The organism is Pseudomonas capsici, assembly GCF_017165765.1.
Classification (GTDB): Bacteria; Pseudomonadota; Gammaproteobacteria; order Pseudomonadales; family Pseudomonadaceae; genus Aquipseudomonas; species Aquipseudomonas capsici.
Genome location: NZ_JAFGZD010000003.1, coordinates 65,893 through 90,644 on the forward strand (window position 1 = coordinate 65,893; position 24,752 = coordinate 90,644).

The 24,752-nt window shown below is 59.2% G+C and carries 21 protein-coding genes; 12 read left to right on the forward strand and 9 right to left on the reverse strand.

The window, feature by feature from the left end; genetic code table 11:
• The first annotated feature begins 265 nt into the window (after window positions 1-265).
• From JSY17_RS04925 to JSY17_RS04975, 11 genes are all read left to right on the forward strand, one after another.
• The gene (locus JSY17_RS04925; protein ID WP_206402092.1) at window positions 266-2,656 is read left to right on the forward strand and encodes a TonB-dependent receptor plug domain-containing protein; all 2,391 of its coding nucleotides are present in this window, start codon (window positions 266-268) and stop codon (window positions 2,654-2,656) included.
• Between the two features lie 80 nt (window positions 2,657-2,736).
• Complete coding sequence (locus JSY17_RS04930) at window positions 2,737-3,708, forward strand: amino acid ABC transporter permease (RefSeq protein ID WP_122370376.1); 972 nt, start codon at window positions 2,737-2,739, stop codon at window positions 3,706-3,708.
• Entirely contained in the window at window positions 3,701-4,486 is a 786-nt protein-coding gene (locus JSY17_RS04935) for an amino acid ABC transporter ATP-binding protein (protein WP_117164137.1), read from the forward strand. The genes JSY17_RS04930 and JSY17_RS04935 overlap by 8 nt, the downstream gene beginning before the upstream one ends.
• Before the next feature lie 29 nt (window positions 4,487-4,515).
• Entirely contained in the window at window positions 4,516-5,463 is a 948-nt protein-coding gene (locus JSY17_RS04940; protein WP_117182941.1) for an ABC transporter substrate-binding protein, read from the forward strand.
• Window positions 5,464-5,485: 22 nt separating this feature from the next.
• Complete coding sequence (locus JSY17_RS04945) at window positions 5,486-7,066, forward strand: flavin monoamine oxidase family protein (protein ID WP_206402093.1); 1,581 nt, start codon at window positions 5,486-5,488, stop codon at window positions 7,064-7,066.
• A gap of 24 nt (window positions 7,067-7,090) precedes the next feature.
• Complete coding sequence (locus JSY17_RS04950; RefSeq protein WP_206402094.1) at window positions 7,091-7,525, forward strand: RidA family protein; 435 nt, start codon at window positions 7,091-7,093, stop codon at window positions 7,523-7,525.
• Between the two features lie 96 nt (window positions 7,526-7,621).
• On the forward strand, window positions 7,622-9,028 hold the full coding sequence (locus JSY17_RS04955) for a DUF4329 domain-containing protein (protein WP_206402095.1): 1,407 nt from the start codon (window positions 7,622-7,624) through the stop codon (window positions 9,026-9,028).
• Window positions 9,029-9,187: 159 nt separating this feature from the next.
• Complete coding sequence (locus tag JSY17_RS04960; RefSeq protein WP_117164141.1) at window positions 9,188-9,937, forward strand: FKBP-type peptidyl-prolyl cis-trans isomerase; 750 nt, start codon at window positions 9,188-9,190, stop codon at window positions 9,935-9,937.
• A 356-nt stretch (window positions 9,938-10,293) separates the two neighbouring features.
• The gene (locus tag JSY17_RS04965) at window positions 10,294-10,746 is read left to right on the forward strand and encodes a YkvA family protein (RefSeq protein WP_117164142.1); all 453 of its coding nucleotides are present in this window, start codon (window positions 10,294-10,296) and stop codon (window positions 10,744-10,746) included.
• A gap of 101 nt (window positions 10,747-10,847) precedes the next feature.
• A complete protein-coding gene (locus JSY17_RS04970; RefSeq protein ID WP_117182938.1) occupies window positions 10,848-11,189 on the forward strand; it encodes a helix-turn-helix domain-containing protein in 342 nt (113 codons plus the stop codon).
• On the forward strand, window positions 11,186-11,551 hold the full coding sequence (locus JSY17_RS04975; protein WP_122370359.1) for a hypothetical protein: 366 nt from the start codon (window positions 11,186-11,188) through the stop codon (window positions 11,549-11,551). Before JSY17_RS04970 ends, JSY17_RS04975 begins: the two co-directional genes overlap by 4 nt.
• 26 nt (window positions 11,552-11,577) lie before the next feature.
• Here the strand turns inward: JSY17_RS04975 and JSY17_RS04980 are convergent, their stop codons facing one another.
• The 3 genes from JSY17_RS04980 to JSY17_RS04990 form a co-directional block, all read right to left on the reverse strand.
• Entirely contained in the window at window positions 11,578-13,350 is a 1,773-nt protein-coding gene (locus tag JSY17_RS04980; RefSeq protein WP_122370361.1) for a bifunctional diguanylate cyclase/phosphodiesterase, read from the reverse strand.
• Window positions 13,351-13,466: 116 nt separating this feature from the next.
• Complete coding sequence (locus tag JSY17_RS04985; protein ID WP_183133915.1) at window positions 13,467-15,548, reverse strand: carboxy terminal-processing peptidase; 2,082 nt, start codon at window positions 15,546-15,548, stop codon at window positions 13,467-13,469.
• 323 nt (window positions 15,549-15,871) lie between these two features.
• The gene (locus JSY17_RS04990) at window positions 15,872-17,719 is read right to left on the reverse strand and encodes a hypothetical protein (protein WP_206402096.1); all 1,848 of its coding nucleotides are present in this window, start codon (window positions 17,717-17,719) and stop codon (window positions 15,872-15,874) included.
• A 282-nt stretch (window positions 17,720-18,001) separates the two neighbouring features.
• Between JSY17_RS04990 and JSY17_RS04995 the strand changes: the two genes are divergently transcribed.
• Entirely contained in the window at window positions 18,002-18,964 is a 963-nt protein-coding gene (locus JSY17_RS04995; RefSeq protein ID WP_117185228.1) for an NAD(P)H-quinone oxidoreductase, read from the forward strand.
• Between the two features lie 127 nt (window positions 18,965-19,091).
• Here JSY17_RS04995 and JSY17_RS05000 read toward each other — a convergent pair whose 3' ends face one another.
• The 6 genes from JSY17_RS05000 to JSY17_RS05025 all read right to left on the reverse strand — a co-directional run bounded on the left by JSY17_RS05000 (window position 19,092) and on the right by JSY17_RS05025 (window position 24,451).
• The gene (locus tag JSY17_RS05000; RefSeq protein ID WP_206402097.1) at window positions 19,092-19,745 is read right to left on the reverse strand and encodes an HAD family hydrolase; all 654 of its coding nucleotides are present in this window, start codon (window positions 19,743-19,745) and stop codon (window positions 19,092-19,094) included.
• A gap of 126 nt (window positions 19,746-19,871) precedes the next feature.
• Window positions 19,872-20,861: an ABC transporter ATP-binding protein gene (locus JSY17_RS05005; RefSeq protein ID WP_117182932.1), complete on the reverse strand. Its 990-nt coding sequence runs from the start codon at window positions 20,859-20,861 to the stop codon at window positions 19,872-19,874.
• Between the two features lies 1 nt (window position 20,862).
• A complete protein-coding gene (locus tag JSY17_RS05010) occupies window positions 20,863-21,660 on the reverse strand; it encodes an ABC transporter permease (RefSeq protein ID WP_117182931.1) in 798 nt (265 codons plus the stop codon).
• A complete protein-coding gene (locus JSY17_RS05015) occupies window positions 21,647-22,489 on the reverse strand; it encodes an ABC transporter permease (RefSeq protein ID WP_117182930.1) in 843 nt (280 codons plus the stop codon). Before JSY17_RS05015 ends, JSY17_RS05010 begins: the two co-directional genes overlap by 14 nt.
• Window positions 22,486-23,292, reverse strand: a complete 807-nt coding sequence (locus JSY17_RS05020) for an alkaline phosphatase family protein (protein WP_206402098.1) — start codon at window positions 23,290-23,292, stop codon at window positions 22,486-22,488. The genes JSY17_RS05015 and JSY17_RS05020 overlap by 4 nt, the downstream gene beginning before the upstream one ends.
• A 91-nt stretch (window positions 23,293-23,383) precedes the next feature.
• Window positions 23,384-24,451 carry an ABC transporter substrate-binding protein gene (locus tag JSY17_RS05025; protein WP_122370370.1) on the reverse strand — a complete coding sequence of 356 codons (1,068 nt, stop codon included), beginning with the start codon at window positions 24,449-24,451 and terminating at the stop codon, window positions 23,384-23,386.
• Window positions 24,452-24,752: the final 301 nt, after the last annotated feature.

The window sequence follows — 24,752 nt, forward strand, 5'->3', positions numbered from 1 at the left end:
GGGTTCCTCTCGTCCTGTCGCTGACAGGCGTATCTGCGTATTCCAGCCGTCTTCCTGTCCGCCTGCGCACACGTAGCGTCTTCCGCCGGGTTCCGGCTGTTGCCGGGATCGAATGTCGGTATCACCCATAAAAGAAGCATGACTCGCTGTCCTGAGGACGGCGCGAATGCCCGACCGTGCGATGTGGATGAACGGGCTGCAATGACGGCCCTTTGGAGTGGATGTGCAGAGAGTCTTACGGGATGTTCATGGGCCAAGGCGCACCATGGCTTTGAATGCACTGGCTCTGGCCGTAGGCGGTGTGCTGATGGCCGGAACGCTTCCGGCACAGGCCAGCGACACCCTTTCTACAGTGGTGGTGACCGGTAACCGGGGGGCCGAGCAGCGCACGGTCACCAGCAGTCCGGTGCCGATCGATGTGGTCAGTGCCAGGCAATTGCAAAGCACCGGCAAGCCCGGCCTGATGGAAGCCCTGAGTGCGGTGATTCCATCTCTGACCCTGCCGGAAAAGACCGGCTGGGACGCCAGCGGCATGGCCCGTGCGCCGAACCTGCGTGGCCTGAGTGCCGCCGAAGTCCTGGTGCTGGTCAATGGCAAGCGCCGCCACACCAGTGCCACCCTCAACATCAACGGTATCAATACCGGCGCGGCTCCTGCCGATCTGGATTTCATTCCCATCAGCGCCATCGATCATGTCGAAGTGCTGCGCGACGGGGCTGCCGCTCAATACGGTTCCGACGCGATTGCCGGGGTGATCAATATCATCCTCAAGGCCGATACCAGCGGCACTTCCGTGACCAACGCGGGTATTGGCTATGACGGCAAGAAGCAGACAGTTCAGCAGAGCCTGAACAAGGGTTTCGAGATCGGCGATGGCGGCATCGTGCAATTGGCGCTCGATGCCCGCAGCCAGAACGATGACAACAAGGCCAGCGCCAACGGCTATACCTACGAGCAGGCACTGGATCGGGCAGGCAAGTCCACGTATGGCGGCTATGGCACACCGAAGATCAACCTGCTGACCCTGGGTTATAACGCGGAATTGCCGCTCAACGACGACTTCAGCCTTTACTCGTTCACCACCTACTCGCGGCGCAAGGCCGAGCAGGGCCAGAACTTCCGTCTGCCGACCATCACCAACACCATCACGACCGGCCCCAATGGATACCCCGCCGGTTATGTACCGATCTGGTACATCGACGAAGAGGATTTCCAGGCGGCGTTCGGTGCCAAGGGGCAGGTTGGCGAGTGGGACTGGGACCTGTCTTCCACTTATGGGCGCAACGAAGCCGAGCAGGGCACCGAGCGTAACCAGAACCCTTCACTGGGCGAAGCCACGCCCAACCACTTCACTTCCGGCACCTGGATTGCCACTGAACTGACGACCAACCTGGATTTCAAGCGCGGCTTCGATATCGGCCTGCAAAAGCCTCTGGATCTGTCTTACGGCTTCGAGCATCGCCGCGATGGGTATGAGGTCCAGGAAGGTGACTGGGCTTCCTATGCCAATGGTGGATATTGCGTCGCACCGGGTAACTGCGCCTCTTCCGGTGCGCAGGTCACCAACGGTATTTCTCCCGACGAAGCCAGCAGTGCCACCCGTAACAGCGTCGCCAGTTATGTCGATGTAGGGTTCAACCCGTTGCCGCAGTGGTATCTGGGCACGGCGCTGCGCTATGAACATTACAACCAGGGCGTGGGGGCGACCCGCAGTGGCAAGCTGACCACCCGTTATGACTTTACCCCCGAGTTCGCCGTACGGGCGACGGTGAGCAACGGGTTCCGTGCGCCGTCTCTGGCCAACAGTCTGTTCAGCGCCCGATCGACCACCTATGGCGTGGTGAATGGCGTCTACCAGTCCATCAACTTTGGTGTGCTGCCGGTCGCCTCGGATGCGGCCCGGGCCCTGGGTGCCGAAGACCTCAAGCCCGAGCGCTCCACCAACTTCAGCCTGGGCTTCACCCTGACGCCGACCGAGCGCCTGAGCCTTACTACTGACGCCTATGTGATCAACATTCGCGACCGTATCACTCTGACCGGAACGCTGCTGGGCAATGAAGTCACTCAGGTGCTGCAGGACAATGGCATCAACTCGACCTCAGGCGGCCAGTACTTCATCAACGGTGCCGATACCCGGACCAAAGGCGTGGATGTGGTCGGCAACTACAGCCAGGGCCTGGGCGCGTTCGGTTCGGTGAAGTGGACTGCGGCGTTCAACTGGAACCAGACCGAAATCCTCAGCTACAAGGCTTCCACCACCATTCTCGGCACTTCCTATGACCTGATGGATCGTGAAGCCCGCAACGATGTGACCGGTATTCAGCCCAAGACCAAGCTGATCCTGGGCGGCGACTGGAGCATCGACAGGTTCAATATCAACTTGGCTCTGACCCGCTACGGCTCCTACAAGGAAGTCAATGATTCCGGTGACCGCTCGCTGGATCGCATCTACGCCGCCAAATGGATCACCGATCTGGACGTCGGCTACAGCCTCACCAAAGACCTGAACATCGCCGTGGGTGCCAAGAACCTGTTCGACGTCTACCCCAGGAAACAGGGCATCCCCAGCAACACCATGACCAGTAGCTACGGCACTTACTCACCCTTCGGATTTACCGGTGGTTACTACTACACCCGCCTGACGTATGCCTTTTGAGCGGGCGCACCGTCACTGCGCCCATGCTGTTCGACATCAATGAAACACCATCACGTGTGATTGCGTGCGAGGAACCCGAGATGCCCATTGTCGCCAAATCGTTCGACCTCCGAGACGAGGAGATTCACTACAAGGTATCCGATGCCCAGGCAGCGGTTCCTGTCGGAGCCTTGCAGGTTGTCCCGGCTCGCCATCCCTGGCGTTGGGTCGGGTCGGTGTTCGCTGCTCTGGTGCTGTTCGGCATCGTGCACTCGCTGGCCACCAACCCGCGCTGGGAGTGGGAAGTGTTCGCCAAATGGTTCTTCTCGCCGTCGGTACTGCGCGGGTTGGGGCAGACTCTGCTGCTCACGGTATTGAGCACAGTGTTCAGCATTCTGCTGGGTACGGTGCTGGCACTGGCGCGCCTGTCCAGGTCGCCGCTGCTGGCGTCGCTGGCCTGGGGTTACATCTGGTTTTTCCGTTCCATGCCGGCGCTGCTGGTATTGATCATCCTTTATAACTTTGCCTACCTCTACGATCACATTGTGCTGGGCGTGCCGTTCACCGGGATCGTGCTGGCCGAGTGGTCCACGGTCGATGTGCTGAGCCAGTTCACCGTGGCGGTGCTGGGCCTGAGCCTGATGCAGGCGGCCTATACCGCGGAGATCATCCGTGGCGGCATCATCAGTGTCGACAACGGCCAGCATGAAGCCGCGGCTGCACTGGGCCTGCCGGCACAGCGACGGATTTTCCGCATCATCCTGCCTCAGGCCCTGCGTTCGATCCTGCCTTCGGGATTCAATGAAATCATCGGTCTGGTCAAGGGCACTTCCATTGTCTACGTGCTGGCGCTGCCGGACCTGTTCTACACCGTGCAGGTCATCTACAACCGCACTCAGGCGGTGATTCCGCTGCTGATCGTGGCCACGGTCTGGTATCTGATCATCACCACTTTGCTGACGTGTGCCCAGTATTACATCGAGCGGCATTTTGCCCGTGGGACGGCACGTGTCCTGCCGCCGACGCCATTGCAGCGCTTGCATCACTGGTTCAAGGAGAAGACCCATGGCTGAGTCGGCAGCGGCTGTGCGTGCAGGGCGGATCCAGATCCAGAACGTGGGCAAGCGTTTCGGCAATCAGGAAGTGCTGCGCAATATCGACCTGACCATCGAACCGGGCAAGGTCACGGTGATTCTCGGGCCTTCCGGCTCTGGCAAGTCGACCCTGCTCAGAACCATCAATCACCTGGAGAAAATCGACAGTGGGCACATCACCATCGACGGTGAATATGTCGGCTATCGCCGCAAGGGCAACCTGCTCTATGAGCTCAAGGAAAGCGAGATCCTCAAGCGTCGTATCGACGTGGGTTTCGTGTTCCAGAACTTCAATCTGTTCCCGCACCTGACGGCCTGGGAAAACATCGCCGAAGCCCCCCTGGCCCACAAGCGCTGGAGCAAGACCGAGGCGCGTGAGAGGGCGCTGGAACTCTTGGCCAAAGTGGGCCTGCAAGACAAGGCCGACGCTTATCCACGGCAGCTTTCCGGGGGGCAGCAACAGCGGGTGGCCATTGCCCGTGCCCTGGCGCTCGATCCCAAAGTGCTGTTGTTCGACGAGCCGACTTCCGCGCTTGACCCGGAACTGGTGGGTGAGGTGCTGGACGTTATCAAGGGCCTGACCCGACTGGGCGTGACCCTGGTGGTCGTGACCCATGAAATCGGCTTTGCCAGAGAAGTGGCCGATCACGTGGTGTTCCTCTGCGAAGGCCGGTTGATCGAGCAAGGTCCTCCCGAACAGATATTTCGCCAACCCCGCCATCCTCGCACCATCGCCTTTCTGGGCAAGGTGCTGTGAGCGTTTCGAGTGTTAAAGGAGTGACTCCCATGCTTGCAAATACCGCTCGCTTGGCGCTGCTGAGCCTGGCCATCGGCTTGGCTCAACCTGTGATAGCTGCCGAAAGCAGTGCGCCGCCGACTGTGCAGAAGGTCAATCTGAGCCCTGATCAGCAGCGCATTCGTGCGCCGCGCAACGAGGAAGCCATTGCGCAGATTCCTCAGGGTTTCAGGTTCGCCCAGCCGGGCAAGTTCACGGTGGCGGTTTCCGGGACGGCCGGGCCGCCTCTGGCGCTGCTGGCTTCCGATGACAAGACCACCATCGGCAGCGAAGCCGATACTGCACAACTGGTGGCCGACAGCCTTGGCCTGGAACTCAATGTGGTGCAGGCCAGTTGGGAAGACTGGCCGCTGGGTGTCAGCTCGGGCAAATACGATGCGGTCATCAGCAACGTGACCGTCACCGAAGCGCGCAAGAAGCGCTTCGACTTCGCCACCTATCGCCAGGACGTGCTGGGTTTCTATGTGAAAACCAACAGCAAGATCACTTCCATCAAGCAGGCCAGCGATATTGCCGGGTTGAAGATCATCGTCGGCTCGGGCACCAATCAGGAAAAAGTCCTGCTGGCCTGGAACGAAGAAAACGAGAAGGCCGGGATCAAGCCTGCCTTGCTGCAGTACTACGACGATGTGGCGGCCGCGCAACTGGCAGTTCAGTCCGGGCGCGTCGATGCCACTTTCGGCCCCAACGCCCTGTCGGCCTATTCCCAGGCCTTGACCAACGGCATTCGCTTGGTGGGCATCGTCAACGGTGGCTGGCCACGGCGTGCCGATATCGCAGTGACCACGCGCAAGGACAACGGTCTGGTCAAACCGATCCATACCGCGCTTCAGGGTGTGATTGCCGGTGGGCAATACGACCAGGTGCTCAAGCGCTGGGGGCTGGATGTGGAGCGCATCGATCAATCGGAAATCAACCCGCCAGGCTTGCCGGATTGAGCCATTCAGGGAGGACATGAACATGGGACTGACACGGCGTGAAGCACTTTCGAGCATTGCGGCGGTAGGCGGCGAGCAAGCCGTCAAAGGCGCACTGGCTGCACTGGGGTTGGGGCCTTCGTCCCATCGGCGGCCACAGCCCTTGAAACTGAAAGCCGATACGGGGCAGGGTGCCAGTGTGCTGGTCCTCGGTGCCGGGATTGCCGGGCTGGTCACGGCGCTGGAACTGAAGCGCGCCGGCTTTCAGGTACAAGTGCTGGAGGCTCGCGACCGCGTGGGTGGCCGCACCTGGACCCTGCGCAATGGCGACAGGGTCGATTATCTCGATGGCCGGACGCAAACTGCGCAGTTCGATCAGGGTGTGTATTTCAATGCCGGTCCTGCGCGGATTCCGAGTCAGCATCGAACCTTGCTCGACTATTGCAGCGAACTGGGGGTGCCGCTGGAAGTGCTGGTCAACACCAGCCATGGCGCGCAGGTTCGCCCTGATCTGGAGCGGCCCGCTTTTACGGTGGGGCAGGCAATCAACGATGCTCGTGGGCATCTCTCAGGGTTGCTGGCCAAGGCGGTGCAGCGTAATGCGCTGGATGATGTGTTGAGCGCTGAAGAGCGTACCCGTCTGCTGGCGTTTTTGCAGGTGTATGGCGACCTGTCTCAGGAACTGGCCTACGAGGGCAGCATTCGTTCCGGTCATCAGGATTCCCCCAGCCATCCGGGAGCCTTGCCGGGGAGTCTGGCGCCGGTAACGCTGGATCGACTGCTGCATCCCGAGTTGTGGGGCGCACTGTTGCATTCCGAGTTTCCCGAGTTCTCGGCCACCATGTTTCAGCCTGTGGGCGGTATGGACCGCATCACCGACGCTTTCTACAGCCGGTTGACCGATCAGGTGCAACTGGGCGCGCAGGTGCGCCGTATTCGCCAGCTCGATGAGGGCGTGGCGGTGACCTATCACGATAAACGCAGTGGCCGCGAACAAGTGGTGCGTGCCGACTATCTGGTGTCCACTTTGCCATTGCCGCTGCTGGCCAGGCTCGACACGGATTTCAGCGATCCGGTCAAGGCTGCGTTGCTCAGCACGCACAACGGCCACGCGACCAAAGTGGCCTGGCAATCGCCGCGTTTCTGGGAAAGCGAGTACCGCACCTATGGCGGGATTTCCTGGATCGAACATCCGGCGCGACTGCTCTGGTATCCCAGCAACGACCTCAATAGCCGCGAGGGGCTGCTGGTGGCCGGGTATGTCACGGGCGAGGGCGCCGACACTTTCGGTAGCCAATCCTTCGACGCCCAGTTCTCGACTTCCCGTGAAGCGGTGGAGTTACTTCACCCGGGCTACTCGCAACAATTGCGCAACCCCCTGGCGGTGTCCTGGGAGCAGATCCCGTTCAGCGAGGGGCCGTGGCTGCAACGCGAACTGTTTCCGGCCCAGGCCAGCGCCTTGCTGGAGGAGGCCCATGGCCGGGTGTACTTCGCTGGCGACGGGCTTGTGCAAAGCGGGGTCGGCATCTGGCAGGAATCGGCAGCCAACTCCGCACGCCATGTGGTGGCGCAATTGGGTGAACGGGTTATCCAGCAGCGACAGAAAGCCGCTATCGGCGCATGACTATCCATTGAAGGAGCAACAACCATGAGCGACCAGATCAAACGCACCAGTGTCGGTGATTTTCCCATCTCGCAGACGGTGACCGTTCCGGCATCGGCCAGCCTGATATTCGTCAGCGGCACCTTGCCGGATGTTACCGATCCACAAGCCCCGCAGGGCACGCCCGCCGCCTACGGCAATACTGAAACCCAGACCGTTTCGGTGTTCAACAAGATACGCAATATCCTGCGCCAACAGGACCTGGACCTGGGCGATATCGTGCAGTTGCGGGTGTTTCTGGTCGGTGCCGAGGAAACCGGTGGCAAGCTGGATTTCGCCGGATTGCAGGCCGGTTATACGCAATTCTTCGGCACGGCCGAACAGCCCAACAAGCCGGCACGCACGGCGCTGCAAGTCGTTGCCCTGCCATTGCCGGGGGCGCTGGTGGAGGTCGAGGCTATCGCGGCCAGGACGGCGTAATTCTCGTCCGGTGTCATATCCGGATATGCCTGTTATCCCCTGAAAGCTCCTTACGCTTCGGACTCATTCAGTCCCAGGCTATCAAGGAGCTTTCATATGCAGCCAAGATTACGGCGACCCCGGCGTTCGGTCGCCTATTCCTCTCATCCCCGCATGCCTTTGCTCAGCGAACCCTTCGATCATCCCGATGATGCGGCGCGGCATGTTCATGAGGTCATCGGTAGCCGGCGTGATCGCGAGTATGGCGGCTTCATTCTTGTGCGCGACGATGGCAAATACGTCGCTACCGAGCCCATGGCCGGCAAGACCTTTCAGTTTGATCCCAATGATGTATTTCCAAGCCATGAACGGGAGGGATATGTCTTTTATCCGGTAGGACATAGCGATTATGCGATCTACCATTCCCATCCATCATTCGCTGCCGGCCTGGATGTCTGGCCCGAAAGTGAGAAGGATACCTATCCGAACAGTTTGTCCGTGGCCGATATCCATGCAGTGATCGATGATCATGCCTACAGCTCCGTGACTTACCTGTCAGGGCCGGACGGTTCCCTGATCAAGTACACCCTGTCTCATTCCAGCGCTGAAAAGGCACTGTTCGCGCGAGTGTCCGGTCCTGCTGACAGGCCTCACCAGTGTGAGCTCAGCGAGATGTACAGGGCGCTGCGGGCACAGACGCTCATGCCCAGCGATGTGGTACGGCTTCTGGCCAGTGCCGGGGATCTGCAGGTGGTGGTGACCAGTCGTCTGTGGGGCAGGCCCGGCAAGGTGGCAAATGACTGGCGGCCCTATCCTGAAATGCCGGCCACCGCTATCTGCGATGCGGTCTGGCCACCGGCTCCGTTGCTTCTCAGTCCAGAGTTCTCCACTGCCGATGAGGCTGCGTGCTATGTACATGCTCGTATTCGAACCCTTGCCCATCCACAGGCCATCGGCTTTCTGTTGATGAATCCTCAGCGGAACCTGTATCGGGCAGCCGAGCCGGTCATGAGCGATGGCAGTATGGTGTATGCGCCCTGTTCGGTCTTTCATCCCGATGAGTATTACCGGCCACCCTTGCCTGAGGGCTATCGCATCGACGGCATGTATTTCTCTCCCGATACCGTCGTTCCGGCAGGGGGACGACAGGAAGGTCGCCATTTCTTTCAGCCGGACGACCTGCATCGCATGTTCGAGTACCGTCACGTACCTGTCCGTCGTTCGAAATTGGTGCCGGTTCGTTATGGTTTCACGATGTCCGAGGTCTATTTCTCGTCCCCCGACGGTGCCTTGCTAGGCTATACGCCCAGCCGTTCGGTCGATGAGTATCGGTTGCTCAGACAGGTTTCGCGCATCTATTCGGGGAGCGAGTCGATACAGGCGCAATTGGCTGCCGGTACCCTGCAGTCGTCCGGTTTCGTGCGAATGGTGGCTCGGGCCGGGCGTCTGCGGGTGATACAGATCAGTCGAAACTGGCCGAAAGTGGGGGTTATTGCTCCGTCCGTGTCTGGATCGGGAAGCTGAACTGCAACTGAACAGTGCGTCGTAAGCCAGAGAAAACCTTTATTTACCTGAACTTATCACGCTTCAGCCTCTCTCATGCCGGTAGCCATTGATCGCGGCGGCCTGATAAGCTCGCGGCTTTACTCGTTTGCCCTATTGGCGCATGGACAAGGAATTAGCATGAAACAGCATCGGTTGGCAGCGGCGATTGCCCTGGTCGGTCTGGTACTCGCAGGTTGTGACAAGCAAGCCAGCACTGTAGAGCTGAAAACCCCGGCACAAAAAGCGTCGTATGGTATTGGTCTGAACATGGGCAAAAGCCTTGCTCAGGAAGGTATGGACGATCTGGATTCCAAGGCTGTGGCCCTGGGTATCGAAGACGCTGTTGGCAAGAAAGATCAGAAACTGAAAGACGAAGAGCTGGTTGAAGCTTTCGCAGCGCTGCAGAAGCGTGCCGAAGAGCGTATGGCCAAGCTGAGCGAAGAGTCGGCGGCAGCCGGCAAGAAATTCCTCGAAGAAAATGGCAAGAAGCCAGGTGTCGTCACCACGGCTTCCGGTCTGCAGTATGAAATCGTCAAGAAAGGCGACGGTGCCCAGCCAAAGCCGACTGACGTTGTAACTGTTCATTACGAAGGCAAGCTGACCGACGGCAAGGTATTCGACAGCTCCGTCGAGCGCGGCAGCCCGATCGATCTGCCTGTTGGCGGCGTAATTCCTGGTTGGGTCGAAGGCCTGCAACTGATGCACGTGGGCGAGAAGATCAAACTCTTCATCCCTAGCGATCTGGCCTACGGCGCCCAGAGCCCGAGCCCGGCAATCCCTGCCAACTCGGTTCTGGTCTTCGATCTGGAACTGCTGGGCATCAAGGATCAGGCTGCTGCGGCACCTGAAGCCGAAGAAGAGCCGGCTCCGGCCAAGGCCAAGAAGTAATCTCGGCTCTGTTCTACAAAACGCCCTGTCCCGACAGGGCGTTTTTGTATCTGGCGTATTTCCCGAACGCTTCGTTGTCCGTACAGTCCCATTATCATGACGCGATGAAGATTGTCTGACAGTTGGTCACGATTGCACGGGATTAGCCGTGTTAAACCTGTAAGTCAACGATTTCATGGGCTTTTTCAGGTGAGTAAAAAATGCCCGATTTAACCTCGACCCCCGTAGAACGGGGGGCTCAGGCATGAAAACGGATGCTGTTCACAAGGTTATCCACAGCTTATGTGGATAACCTTGTAAACGGGCAGCAGCCTGGAGCTTGTTTACTGACACCACCTTATTGAACGGGAGTGAACATGAAAGCACCCTGGAATTTCCTTCGTTACCTGCCCGGAGCCCGCCGCCTGCTTGCGGCAGGACGGCTGCCGGGCCTTCTGTTTGCCGTGGCGCGCAAAGGTGCAACCGAAGGCAGCCGACTGGGGCGCATCAAGGAAGACCTGCGTCTGTTGCAGGCACTCTGCCTGGCCTACTGGCGCGGCGAATACCGTGACATCAGCCCCAAGGCCATCCTCTCCATCGTGGCGGGCCTGATGTACTTTCTCAGCCCGCTGGACGCGATTCCCGACTGGATTCCAGGCCTGGGGATGTTCGATGACATTGCCGTTCTGGCCTGGATCATGAAACACCTGACCGACGAGCTGGACGCCTTTCGCGCCTGGCGCGAGCGTCAGCCCCCGGAGAAGCTCGTCGTGGTCGAGCGGTTGCCCGACACTCAGGCCTTGCTGGAAAGGGAAGGCGGCAAGCACTGATCGTTTCAGCTCTGTTACACCGACTGTGCCAATCCGCTGTTACTATGCCTGCGTCTGGAGCAAGCCTATACAAAATGTGTTTTTGTCCTACAGGGGGGTATATGGATCTTCAAGTGATTTCTCGTGATGGAGAGCCGGAATATGCAGTTCTGCCGTGGGCTCAGTATCAGGCGCTTCTGAAAGCTGCAGGCCTTGTCGGCAAGACACGTCCGGAACCTGTCCAGGCGTCCAGCGAAGTATCCAGTGTCGATTACCCGGGTTTTGACCAGTTGGCTGCCCTGCGCGAAGCCAAGGGGCTTGAAGCTGCGAAGCTGGCTCGTGCAGTCGGTATCAGCCCGTCCTACCTGGAACTGATCGAAAACGGCACCCGTGAACCCGATGCTGCGATCAAGCGCAGCCTGGCATGGGAGCTGGGCCTGCCAGGCTGGAGAAGCGAGTCATGAGTGTGCGCATCAGCCGTCAGCACTGGGATGGTCTGTTGAGCGAACTGGAAGAGGCGCGCCGCCAGCGCCATCTGGTGACCTACCGGGCCTTGCTGGAGCGGCTGCAACTGCCCAGCCCGGCGATGCAGACCCTGACAGCAGCCCTTGAGCATCTGGCGGCTCTGGATGTGCGTGCCGAGCAGCCATTGCGCAGTTCGCTGGTCATCAGCCAGGGCGCGAGCCGTTTGCCGCGCACCGGCTTCTTCGAATGTGTCGAGCGGCTGGGCAGGTTTTCCGGGCCTTCCGACGGCGTAGCCGCTGCCGCCTGGCATGCCTCGGAAGTGGTGCGAGTGTTCGAGTTTGCCTATCCCGAGCTGGAGTAGGCACGCACCGATCTGTCGCGAATCGATCAGGCGCTGGACAGCAGATCCAGCCTCGACGAGTCGATCACATGCACGCTGGCCCCCGTCACATCCTTGGCGAAATGTTTGGCCTGGGAAGCCAGGTCGGCCAACTGACTGGCGTCCATGTGTGAGCAGCTTTCCTTGCGCAGGTGCACGACTCCGATCGACAGCGACAGCAGTGCAAACTCCTGGCGCTGGCCCTGGCGGTTCAGGGCAGTGAAGCAACCGGCTTGCAGGTGCTCGGCCCTGTAGAAACGCCGACACTGGTTCTGGAAGTCATCGAACAGCGACTGCAGACGCTTTTCCCAATCCTCGAAGCCCAGCACCATCAAGAAGTCATCGCCGCCAATATGCCCGACAAAGTCACGGCTCGGGTCGATACGGTCGTTCAGGCACTGCGCCAGACACAGCAAGACTTCGTCGCCGCGTGCGTAGCCATAGATATCGTTGAAAGGCTTGAAACTGTCGATATCGACATAGCAGATCATCGATTCGCGCCCTTGCTGCAGCAGGCGCGTCAGGCATTGCTGGATTGGCACATTGCCCGGTAGCAGGGTCAGCGGGTTGGCGTAACGGGCCTGCTGGATTTTCAGCTCGGTAATCAGTTTCAGGACATCGATCACCCGGCCCAGGCCAATGTAGATACCGTTGCCGGTGATAATGAAATCTTCTTCGATACGCTGGCGTGCCCGGCTGGTCAGCAGGCGGCTGACCTGTTGCAGGGACTGACTCACTTCCACGGCCAGGAAGTCATCGCTCATCAGGCGGCTGATGGGCTTGCGGGCAAACAGCTCGGTGCCGAACGGTTTGAGCAGGACTTCCGACAACGAGTGGCGGTGGACGATGCCGCAGGGGCGGAAGTTCTCGTCCAGAACGGCCAGTGAATTGAGGTTTGCCTGTTTACGGAAGGCTTCGAGCACATCGGCGGTCGGCGTTTCCTGATTGACCGAAGGTTGCGGGTTGAGCAGGGCGCTCAGGTCCGAAGCTTCTTCGTTCAGGGAAATGGTGGCTACTTCGGTCTTGGGCAACATCACCCGTACATCGCGTGCCGGGCGTTCCTGCGGGCGGGCCAGGAGATAGCCCTGTACCAGATCGACGCCCATTTCGGTCAGCGCCGCGAGTTCTTCCGGCAGTTCGATACCTTCGGCAATCACGGTTGCCCGCGACGCCTTGGCCATTTGCAGCATGGAACCGACAAACTCGCGTTTGACCGCATCCTGATGGATGCCGTCGATGAAGTGCCGGTCGATCTTGACGTATTCGGGGCGCAGCTCCGACCAGAGCCTCAGGCCGGAGTAACCGGCACCCAGATCATCCAGTGCGATGGAAAAGCCCATGTCGCGGTAATGGTGCAGTGCGTTGTACAGCAGATCGAAATCATCGGTGGGCATCTGCTCGGTCAGTTCGATCACCACATCTTTCGGAGCGATGCCATAGCGTTGCAGCATTTCAAGGGTGCGGCCCGGTGGATGGGACGCTTCCAGCAGCGATTCGGGAGAGACATTGAGAAACAGCTTGCCCGGCAGCTTCTGCTGGCTGAAACGACGGCAGGCGCCGTCGCGACAGGTCAGCTCAAGCTCACTGAGACGACCGGCCTTGCGCGCAACGGAAAACAGATTGATGGGGGAGTGCAGCTTGCTGTTGGATGGGCCTCGGGTCAGGGCTTCATAGCCCAGAATGCTGCGTCCCGAGAGCGATACGATGGGCTGGAACAGACTGTGCAAATCGCTACGAGCCAGAATAGAACTCAATGCACTCAACTGCTCATTCATCGTCATGGCGGTCTCTGGATATAAAAAGGGGCTGAACGCGCTTACGCTCAGCCCCTTATTACACTACAGATCAATGACTGTTTAATGACAAATGCCATTACTTCGCCATTAACGATAAGCGGTCACTTCTTTGCGACCGAGCCGCTCAGCCCCAGGTAGTCGATCAGAATGCGCCCGGTTTCCGCCAGGTAGGCATCATCCTCGGGTTTGGTCTTCTCGTTTTCTACCGGCAGAGCATCTTCATCCTCTTTCTTCAGCTCTTTGAGCGGTTCCTCGCCCTTGGCCTTGCGGCGAGTGTTTTCCAGAGCCAGTTGCTTGTTTTCGATCGAAGTGTGTTCGGCGCGACGATCCGCTTCGTTGAGGCTGACGGTTTTTTCGCTCATCAGCTTCTTGGCCAGCGCCAGGCGGTCCTCGATGAAGACGAACTCGGCGTCCTTGGCAGTGCGGGCCTCATGGCGAGACTGCAACTGCGCCAGGAATGGCTTGAACGGATCGATGGCAGGCTTGATCGCCGGCTTGATGCTGTCCCATGGCATGGCTTCGGGCAGGGCGCTCTCGCCGATTTCCTTGGTGTCGATCAGCGACGGGTAAGTGATGTCCGGCACTACGCCCTGATGCTGGGTGCTCTGACCCGATACACGGTAGAACTTGGCCAGTGTCAGTTTCAGCTCGCCATGGTTGAGCGGCTGGATGGTTTGTACGGTGCCCTTACCGAACGTCTGTCCGCCGATCACCAGTGCGCGGTGATAGTCCTGCATGGCGCCTGCGAAAATTTCCGAGGCCGAAGCGGACAGGCGGTTGACCAGCAACGCCATCGGGCCTTTGTAGAAGGCACCCTTGGCTTCGTCTTCGAGGACATCGACCTTGCCGTCGGCATTGCGCACCAGAACGGTCGGGCCCTGCTCGATGAACAGGCTGGTCAGTTCGGTGGCTTCCTGCAGGGAGCCGCCGCCGTTGTTACGCAAGTCCAGCACGACGCCGTCGACATTCTCTGCCTTGAGTTCGGTCAGCAGTTTCTTGACGTCGCGGGTGGTGCTTTTGTACTGCGGATCACCGGCACGGTAGGCCTTGAAGTCCAGATAGAAGGCTGGAATCTCGATGACGCCGAGCTTGTAGTCCTTGCCATCCTGATTCAGGTGCAGGATCGACTTCTTCGCCGCCTGCTCTTCAAGTTTGACCGCTTCGCGGGTGATGGAAACGATCTTGCTGGTCTGGTCGTTCGGTGCATTGCTGGCAGGAATGATTTCCAGGCGTACCACCGAGCCTTTGGGCCCGCGGATCAGCTTGACCACTTCGTCCAGGCGCCAGCCGATCACATCAACCATTTCCTTGTCGCCCTGGGCGACACCGACGATCTTGTCGGCCGGAGCGACCTGCTTGGTCTTGGCTGCCGGGCCTGCCGGTACCAGACGCACGATCTTCACGTTGTCGCTGTCGCTCTGCAACACAGCGCCGATGCCTTCCAGCGACAGGCTCATGTTGATGTCGAAGTTTTCCGCGCTGTCGGGAGACAGGTAGTTGGTGTGCGGATCGTAGGACATGGCGAAGGTATTGATGTACGCCTGGAAGATATCCTCAGCGCGGGTCTGGCCCAGTCGTGCCAGTTGATTCTTGTAACGCTTGGTCAGGGTTTCCTGGATCTTCGACGGATCCTTGCCCGCGATCTTCAGACGCAGGACTTCATCCTTGATGCGTTTGCGCCACAGATCGTCGAGTTCGGCTTCGTTCTTGGGCCATGCGGCGTCCTTGCGGTCTACCAGCAGGGTTTCCTTGGTATTGAAGTCGATCTTGTCGACGCCTTTGTTCAGCTCTGCCAGAACGAAATCCATGCGCGCCTTGACGCGGTCCAGATAGCGTTTGTACATGGTGAAGCCGGGGTTCAGATCGCCACTCTTGAGGAAGTCGTCGAACTGGGTCTGCCACTTGTCGAACTCACTGATATCGCTGGCCGTGAAATAGCTGCGAGCCGGATCCAGAAGCTTCAGGTAGCTCTGATAGATGATGATCGAGCGCTTGTCGTCCAGCGGTGGCTTGCTGTAGTGGTGGCGCTTGAGCAGTTCGACGACATTGAGACTGGCAACCACTTCGTCGCGGTCCGGCTGAAGATTATCCCAGCTGTTGGCGGCAAAAGTGCTGGCTGACATCGGCAACAGGCTCAGGCCGATAGACAGTGCGAGGGCGGTGCTTGGGAGTAAGTGCTTCATGCTGATTCGACGTGGTGACAAGTGAGAACGCATATTAGGCCGTCTTTGAGGTCGCCGGTTCCTTCGGACCCGGCCGCATAATGCAAAAGCCCGGCTAAACAGCTTCGGGCTCAGTCTGGACTCACTATGGCGGCACTGTGAAGGCATTGCAAGGCGTCGAAGCATATGTTCCGGGGCTGAGCACATCAGGCGGGGTTGATTCAGCCAGCATTCAGCTTTAGCCCGGCGCATGGGCTGCGAAAGCGGGGCTGATGTCTGTCATCGACGTCCCGGCTGATTCCGGTGGAAGCCCGCCCCCGAGTGCTTCAGGGGCGGGTGCTGGCTCAAGGGGTCCATGCGGTCCAGCTCAGGTTGTCCAGAAGTACGGTGTCTGTGTTGCCTTTCAGAATTATCCGGAAATACAGGCAGGGCCAGTTGAAGCTCTTTTGGTAGGTAATGAGATTGACGTCCGAGCGGATAGTCTCTCTTTCGATCTCTACTTCCATGATGTCGAAGAAGCTGATGTAGTTCTCTTCCGAGTCCGCTCTGACATGAGACAGGGTCAGTGTTTCGATAAAGCCTCCGAAGCCAAACACGATGTTGCAATCCGGTGCGAGCTGCAGCGTACGGTAGCTGAACCAGGGATAGGCTTCCCTGACATCCACAATGGATGCCGGAGCTTCGAATACAGTGAGGCTCGAGCCGTCCGAGCATGGCACCTCCTCTTTCATTGGCAACTCCTCTTCCGGGAATGTCTGCCAGTCTTCGGAGCCGCTGACCGGGTAATAAACGATGATTCCAATCGTCTCGATGGGGAGAGGTGTCCGGGTAAGTCCGCCATCGAACGATATTTCCATGATCAGTCGCAGATTTGTGTAGCCCTTGAGTTTCTGTAGCTCACTCAGCGCCACCTGGGTGCTCTGGGTCGTGGCAGTGGTGATTGCGAAGTTCTGCCAGAGCGGATGATTCCAGTTATAGGCCGAGCCATCCTCGGCGGTTCCTTCGAAACGCAGCCAGATGCGCTGTCCGGGCGCGATGAACGGCCACGGCTGTACGGTCAGATTGACGTCCCTTTTCTGTCGCTGGACTGTCAGGGTCTTGTGCCAACCGGTTATCGGGAGTTCTGGCGTCGGCAGTGCCGACTCGGGTATCGCCTGTATTTTCAAGCTCAGAGGAGCGGATTCCTGTTCGTTCGCTCCTCGGGTAACGACATAAGTGACCTGTAGTGTTTTGCCCATCGCAGATGCAATTGCCTCGGGCGTGACGGTGAATTGCACACTCGCTGCGGGATTGCCGGGCTGCAAGGCAGGATCGGTTACATCCTCCTGGCCGTCCCAGCGCACGCGGATACTGTCGGTGTCACGCATGTAGGGATAGGCCACCACCACGGTTGCACCTGCCACGGCCAGCATGGGGTCCAGCTCGCCCTCGGGTGCTTCCTTCACCGTCGGTGCGGGCGTCACGAAGATATCGACGGCGGTAAATGCGGCGAGTGAGTAGCCCGACCAGTTACTCACCCGGTCCCGGATCTCGTAATAGACGGTCAGGTTGCCACTGTTGCCGGCAGCCACTTGTAACTCTTTCGGTACTCCCACGGTTTGCGGTTTTCCTGCCTGATCCGCAGGCAACGGCGGGTTTTCGACGACGAATTCATTGCTTCCCCAGTACAGACGCAGCACGTCGCCTTCCTGCATGTTGTCCCAGGCGGCGACGGTCAGCGACAGATCGACGGGCATCCCGATATCCGGCGGCAGGTTTTCTACAGGGGCCAGACTGTCATTGATATAGGGTGTGTGGTTATCGCTATCGAGTCCACCGGGTACGCTGCGTTTGACTCGTACCTGGCGCACGGGGGAGTCAGCGGATGCACCGCCTGCGGCGGGTGTGATCCGGTAGAACACTTCGGACAGCTCCGGCTCGTCGGGAATGTCCTGTGGCAGCACGGAAAAGTCGATGGAGGGGCGATCAGGGTTGGTGACCAGGGTCTGGATGAGCTGGCCGTTCCATGACAACTCGATGAGATCGCCTTTGACGGTCCCGACCGGAGTGACGGCGAACAGCGCCACGCCCTTTTGCGGGTCCTTGAGGTCGTTCCAACCCAGTCCGAGTTTGTCGTTGAGGTCGATTGACGGAATCTGCAGGGGCGTCAGTTGCCCGGTTTGCTGGCTTGGTGGAGATGGGGACGTATTCATGAATGGCTCCTTGCTGAGTCATGAACTCCTTGAAAAAGGGGGCACCGTAGCGATCTCGGTGAGTCGCTGCTCATGGCCTTAATGCTCCAGAATCCTTTCCGGAGTCCTGCGGTGCGGCAGTTTCAGAAGAGTATTTGACCGATGAATCTGCTTGTCACTGTCAGAAATGACAGTGCCGGGCAGCCGTGCCGATTAAAGGTCGCCCGTTCGTGGATCCGGTCGCATAATGCAAAGGCCCCGGGCGATTCCCCGGGCTCAGTCCAGACTCATGACGGAGGTACTGTGAAGGCATTGCAAGGCGTTGAAGGACATGTGGAATGGGTCGAAGAGCCAGATCCGGCCCTCGATGTGGGGCAGGTTCGCATCAAAGTGGCTGCCGCTGGTCTGAACCGGGCCGATCTGTTGCAGCGTGCGGGTCTTTATCCGCCACCGCCGGGCGTCACGTCCATCATTGGCCTGGAGTGCTCGGGCGTGATCGACGAAGTCGGGCCGGGCACTTCCTGGCAGGTCGGCGACCGCGTCTGTGCGCTGTTGGCGGGCGGTGCCATGGCTGAACAGGTAGTGGTCGATGCGCGTCATGTGCTGCCCGTGCCTGACGGTCTGTCGTTGCATGAGGCGGCTGCGATTCCGGAAGTCTATGCCACGGCGTGGCTGAACCTGTTTCAACTGGCGGGTCTGAAACCCGGTGAAAAGGTCTTGCTGCATGCCGGAGCCAGTGGCGTGGGTTCGGCCGGTATTCAGCTCTGCAAGGCCTTCGGCAGCCCGGTCTGGGTCAGTGTCGGTTCGACCGAGCGTCTGGCGTATTGCGTCGAGCTGGGTGCGCAGGGTGGCGTGGTGCGCAGCGACAGTCTGGAAAGCCTGAGTGACTTTGCACCCTTCGACGTGATTCTCGATCCGGTCGGCGCCAATTATTCAGGGCTGAACGTCAAACTGCTGGGGCTCGATGGCCGCTGGGTGCTGATCGGCCTGATGGGCGGACGCGAAGCCCAACTGGACTTGGCACAGGTGCTGGGCAAACGCATTCAGGTTCTCGGGTCGACCTTGCGCAGCCGTGACGATCAATTCAAGGCCGACCTGCTCAGTGATCTGGGCCAGCACGTCTGGCCGCTGTTCACCGAAGGGCGTCTCAAGCCGCAACTGGCCAGGACCTTCCCGATCAAGGACGCCGAAGCTGCCTTTGCCGAGCTGGCGACCAATCAGGTATCGGGCAAGATTGTGCTGGTGATAGACGAGAGCCTGAAATAGCGCCATCGCGAATGAATTGGCTGTCTCTGTTATAGCGCTGCTAATGCTGTAGGAGGCAGCTTGCTGGCGACAATGTGAAGTCGCCAGCAAGCTGCCCTCTGGCTTGATGCAGACAGCGCGAGCGCATTCAGCTCCAGCTATGCACCGGCCAACCCGCTTTCTCGGCATGTTCGCGCAACACGGCATCGGGGTTGACCACGTTGGGGTGGTCAACCTTGAGCAGCAGTGGCAGGTCATTGCGGGAGTCGGAGTAGAAACTGGCACCCTCGAGGTTTTCACCCTCGGCATCCAGCCAGTCCAGCAGACGGGTGATCTTGCCTTCGCGGTAGGTCAGCACGCCGACCGTCGCACCGCTGTAGACGCCATTCTGCACATCCAGGTCGATGGCCAGCACTTCATCGATACCCAGGCGTTCGGCAATCGGTTTGACCAGATGTACGCCGGACGCCGAAATCACCAGAATGCGGTCGCCCCTGGCCCTGTGCTGCGCGATGCACTTGCAGGCGTCGCTGTAGATGATCGGCTCGATGATGTCTTCCACCCAGGGGCCGACCAGATGATCGACTTCCTCCGGGGTACGGCCAGCCATGGGGTCCAGGCTGAAAGCCATGTAATCCTCCATGGCCAGTTTTCCTGCACTGTAGGCGGCCATCAGTTCGTCGTTGCGTTTCATGAACGACTCGGGATCGACCCAGCCCAGACGGCCCATCTGCTCGCTCCACAGACTGGCACAGTCGCCGCCGATCAGGGTCTCGTCCAGGTCGAAAATTGCTAAAGGCATGCGTGCCTCCTTGGGTTGTTGTTCGGTAATGGGGGGGGGCGTGGGCACGCAGCTGCAAGCTGTAAGCTCCAAGCTGCAAGTGAAGAGCACGGCTTGTCGCTTGAAGCTTGCAACTTGCCGCTGCTCCTAAGCCACCTCACATAAAGCCGAAAGTTCGATGTTCAGGCTCACACGTTGCCCGTCAGGGTGGAGATCTTTCGCGCTGCGGTTGAGTACGTCGACCACCAGTTCCACGTCCCTGGCCTGGACCCGGTAACGGATCACGTTGCCCAGCAGGCTGTGGCTGAGCACTTCGCCTTCCAGTGCGCCGGTTACGCTGAGCTGGATGGCTTCGGGGCGGATGGCGACGCGGGTGTTGATCGGACGCTGCATCAGGCGAGAGGCATCGTCGGGTTCAAGCAGGTTGTAGTTACCGATGAAGCCGGCAGCAAAGACGTCCGCAGGGGAGGTGTAAAGGGTTTCGGCATCGCCGCTCTGGACGATACGACCCTGATTCATCAGGAAAATGCGGTCTGACATGGTCAGCGCTTCTTCCTGATCGTGAGTGACAAAGATGGTGGTCAGGCCCAGTTCGCGCTGGATGGCGCGGATCTGTTCGCGCAGGTGTTTGCGAATCCGTGCGTCCAGTGCCGACAGCGGTTCATCGAGCAGCAGCAGGCGCGGGCGGGTCACCAGAGAACGGGCCAGGGCAACGCGCTGACATTGCCCGCCGGACAACTGATGCGGATAGCGGTTGGCGAAATCGCTCAGTTCGACCAGCTTCAGCACTTCGGCGACACGCTTGTGGATGTCGTCTGCGTTGATCTTCTGGATGCGCAGGCCGAACGCGACGTTCTGCTCCACGGTCATGTTGGGGAACAGCGCATAGCTCTGGAACACCATGCCGATATTGCGCTTCTGCGGGGTGAGCGGCACCAGGTCCTGACCGTCGAGCAGGATGCGGCCACTGTTCACCGATGTCAGGCCGGCGATGCAGCGCAGCAGGGTCGACTTGCCGCAGCCCGACGGGCCGAGCAGGGTGACGAACTCGCCGCGTTCGATGGTGCAGTTGATATCACTGAACACCGCGGTGCTGGCGTAGCTTTTCTGCAGGTTTTCGATGCTGACAAAACTCATATCAGTCTTTGTCCTTGTTCAGTCGATTGGCGGCCCAGGTCAGCACCAGCACGAAGAGGAAATAGGAAATCACCAGCGCACTGTTGAAGTGGCCGCTGCTGTTGCGCATGTTGTTGAGGTACACCTGCAGGGTTTCATAGCGGGTACCGACCAGCAGGTTGGCGAATACGAACTCGCCGAACAGGAAGGAGAACGACAGCAGCAATGCCACCAGCAAGCCTTTGCGCAGGTTGGGCAGCACCACCATGAAAGCGGCCTGCCAGGTATTGGCTCCCAGCAACTGGGCAGCGTCCATCAGATCGGTGAGGTTGATCGCCTGCAGGTTGTTGCTGATGGCCCGGTACATGAACGGCAGTGCGACGGTGAAGTAGCAGCCAATCAGAATCCACGGTGTACCGACCATGGCAAACGGCCCGGAGCCATAGAGTTGCAGCAGGCCTACCGACGAAGCCACGGGCGGCACCGCGAAGGGCAGCAGGATCAGGATGTTCATCAGGGCATCCAGGCGCGGAAAGTGGTAATGCACCACGAACAGCAGCGGCAGGATCAGCACCACCGACAGAATCAGTGCGCCCACGCAGACCAGTAGCGACTGGCCGAAGGCTGTGAGAAAGCGCGGGTCGCTCCACAGCGCGATGTACCACTTGAAGGTCAGGCCGCTGGGCAGAATGCTCGCCGACCAACTGGTGGACAGCGAGTACAGCAGCGTACCGGCCAGTGGCAGCAGCAGGATGAAGAACAGGGCATAGACCACGAAGCGGTGGTAAAGCCCGGCAGGACCTTTTTCAGCGCGAGACATGGTAGCTCCTCTTCAGCAACCACTGATGAACGACGGTTACCAGCGTCATCAGGCCGACCAGGATCATCGCCAGGGCACTGGCCATGTTCGGGTCGAGGCTGATATCACCGGAAACCATGGCTGCGATGCGGATCGGCAGCACGTTGAAGTTGCCGGTCGTCAAGGCATAGACGGTGGCGTAGGCCCCCAGGGCATTGGCCAGCAGAATCACGAAAGTACCCAGCAGGGCAGGCGTCAGGACCGGCAGGCCAATGTGGCGCCAGTACTGAAAACTGCTGGCACCGAGCAAGGCCGACGACTCGCGCCAGTCTTCGCGCAGGGCATCGAACGCCGGGTAGAGCAGCAGCACGCCCAGCGGAATCTGGAAGTAGGTGTAAAGAATGATCAGGCCGGTCTTGGAATACAGATTGAAGTCTTCGATGATCCCGGCTTTCTTGAGCATCAGCGTCACTGCGCCATTGAAGCCCAGCAGAATGATGAAGGCGAAGGCCAGTGGCACGCCTGAGAAGTTACTGGTCATGTTGGCAAAGGAATTGACGAAGTCCCGTAGCCGCGAATCCACGTTGCGCAGCGAATGGCTGCCCAGTACCGCGATCACAATGCCGAACAGGCTGGACCAGAAACTGATCTCCAGGCTGAACTGAATGGCCTGACGATAGAAACGGGAACTGAACGCCTTGGCAAAGTTATCAAAGCCCCAGCCCGCTTCGGAGTGCAGGCTGTTGATCATGACCCACGCCAGTGGGGCAATCTGAAACACGATGAAGAACAGCGCAAAAGGCAGCAGGCAGAGTAGCCCCAGCCATTTGCCACGATTGTTGGTAGTCAATTGAGGACCTCCCGGCAGACCGGTTTGTCGTGGGGCACGCCGAGCAGTTCGCAGACAGTGCCGCACAGCTCGGTTTGTCTGGGGGTGGCCTGTGCGTCGAGACTGAATGCATCGCCCAGCACGAACAGCGGCACTTCACGTTCTTCGGGAAGCAGCCCGTTATGTGACCGGTCGTTGTTCATGCCGTGATCGGCGGTGATCAGTATCTGGTAGCCGGCATCAAGCCAGCGTTGCAGGTAATCGGCAATCAGGATATCGGCGCTGCGTGCGCTGTTGCGGTATTGCGGGCTGTCGAGGCCGTGCCTGTGCCCGGCGTCGTCGATATTCATGGGGTGGATCAACAACAGATTCGGTGAGTGTCTGACTCGCAGGCTTTCGGCGTCGGCAAACAGATGCGAATCGGGGTAATGGTCGGCGTAGTAAAAGTGCCCGTGCTGAATCGGCAGTGCCGGATCGTCGGTATGGCGGTCCCGGGCGGCGTCGAACGGCGTTCGGTTATACAGCTCGCTGATCCAGTGATAAGCCGCCGCAGCCGTGGTGAGGCCGGCATCGGTGGCGTAGTGAAACATGCTGCGCTGGTTGGACAAGCGTGAAACCTGATTATGCACAATGCCGCTTTCGATGGGTGTGACCCCGGTCAGGATGCACTCGTACAAGGGACGCGACAGTGCCGGCAACTCTGACTCGAGCTTGTAGAGCATGGCCCGGCCTGCGTTGCTGTAAGCCTGGAGATGGCCCATCGCATGCCTGGCCACTTCGTAGTTAAGGCCGTCGAGCACGATGAGGATGACATTGTGTTTCATGAGCCGATCGCTCCAACTGCAGTCGATACAAGGGTGTTACGGGAGAAACGGGCGAGCAGCCAGGCTGGCTCGCCCTCAAGCCTGTGTCGGATCAGTTCATTTCGACGATGACTTGCTCGTTCCACATCTGTGGCAGTTTCTTGGAGGTCGCTTCCCAGGCTGCTGCGTTCTTGATTGGAGTCACGCCCTTGTACTGCTCGTTTGGCAGCAGTTTGGCCTGGACTTCTGCGGGCAGGGTCAGGTGCTCGGCACGAATCGGACGTGCGTTGCCTTTGGCCAGGTTGATCTGGCCGGCGTCGCTGAAGATGTATTCGCGGGTCAGTTTGGCTGCGTTCGGGTGTTTGGCGTATTTGTTGATGATGGTGGTGTAACCGGAAATCACCGAGCCATCGGACGGGATCAGCACCACGTAATCGTCCGGATTGCTCATCTTGGCCTTGTAGCTCAGGCCATTGAAGTCCCAGACGATACCGACTTCGACTTCACCTTTCTCCATGCTCTGGATGTTCGGGTTGTTGAGTGCCAGGCGTTTCTGCTTGGCCAGTTCGGTGAACAGTTGCAGGCCTGGAGCAACGTTGCTCTCGTCGCCTTTCATGGCGATGGCGGCGGCCAGTACACCGTTGGCCGCCTGGGCTGCGGTGCTCACGTCACCGATGGTGACCATGTATTTGCCGCTCTTGAGGTCGGACCATTTGGTCGGTACTTCAGAGCCGTGCAACAGCTTCTTGTTGACGATGAAGGCGATGGTGCCTGTGTAAGCCAGTGCCCAGTGGCCGTCCTTGTCCTTGGCCCAGTCAGGAACCTGTTCCCAGGTGCTTGGCTTGTAGGGCTGGGTGACGCCCTTGGCCACGGCAATCGGGCCGAAGGCTGCACCCACGTCGCCGATGTCGGCGCTGGCGTTGTCTTTTTCCGCATCGAACTTGGCCACTTCCTGAGCCGAGCTCATGTCGGTGTCCATGTGCTTGAGGCCGTACTTGCTTTCCAGATCGGCCCAGGTTGCTTTCCAGTTTGCCCAGTCATCCGGCATGCCGACGCTATTGACCGCGCCTTCGGTTCTGGCAGCGGCTTCCAGCGTCTTGAGGTCTGTGTCCGCTGCCATGACCGATGTACTCAGAGCAATGGCGGAACCGAGGAGTGATGCCAACAATAGGTGTTTCATTCAAATCTCCTTTTGCACTTCTTCAGGAAGCGTTCGTTGCGGATGGTTTGGTCTAGATCAGCAATACCTGAGCCAAGTTAGGCTTATTGCATGACATTTTTGTGTCTGGCGGTGTTTTCTGTTCTATGGTCAGAGCAGGTGTACTGCGCTGTGGGCTAAGCGTAGACCATCCCTAATAGCTTGTTTGCCAAGGGCTTGCCCGATGTTCAAGTGACCATTGGCATGGATTGTGAAGCGATTTGTCACATGACAGTCATATACGCGTCCTAGGCTTGAAAACACTTTCAATGAGGGCTCAAGT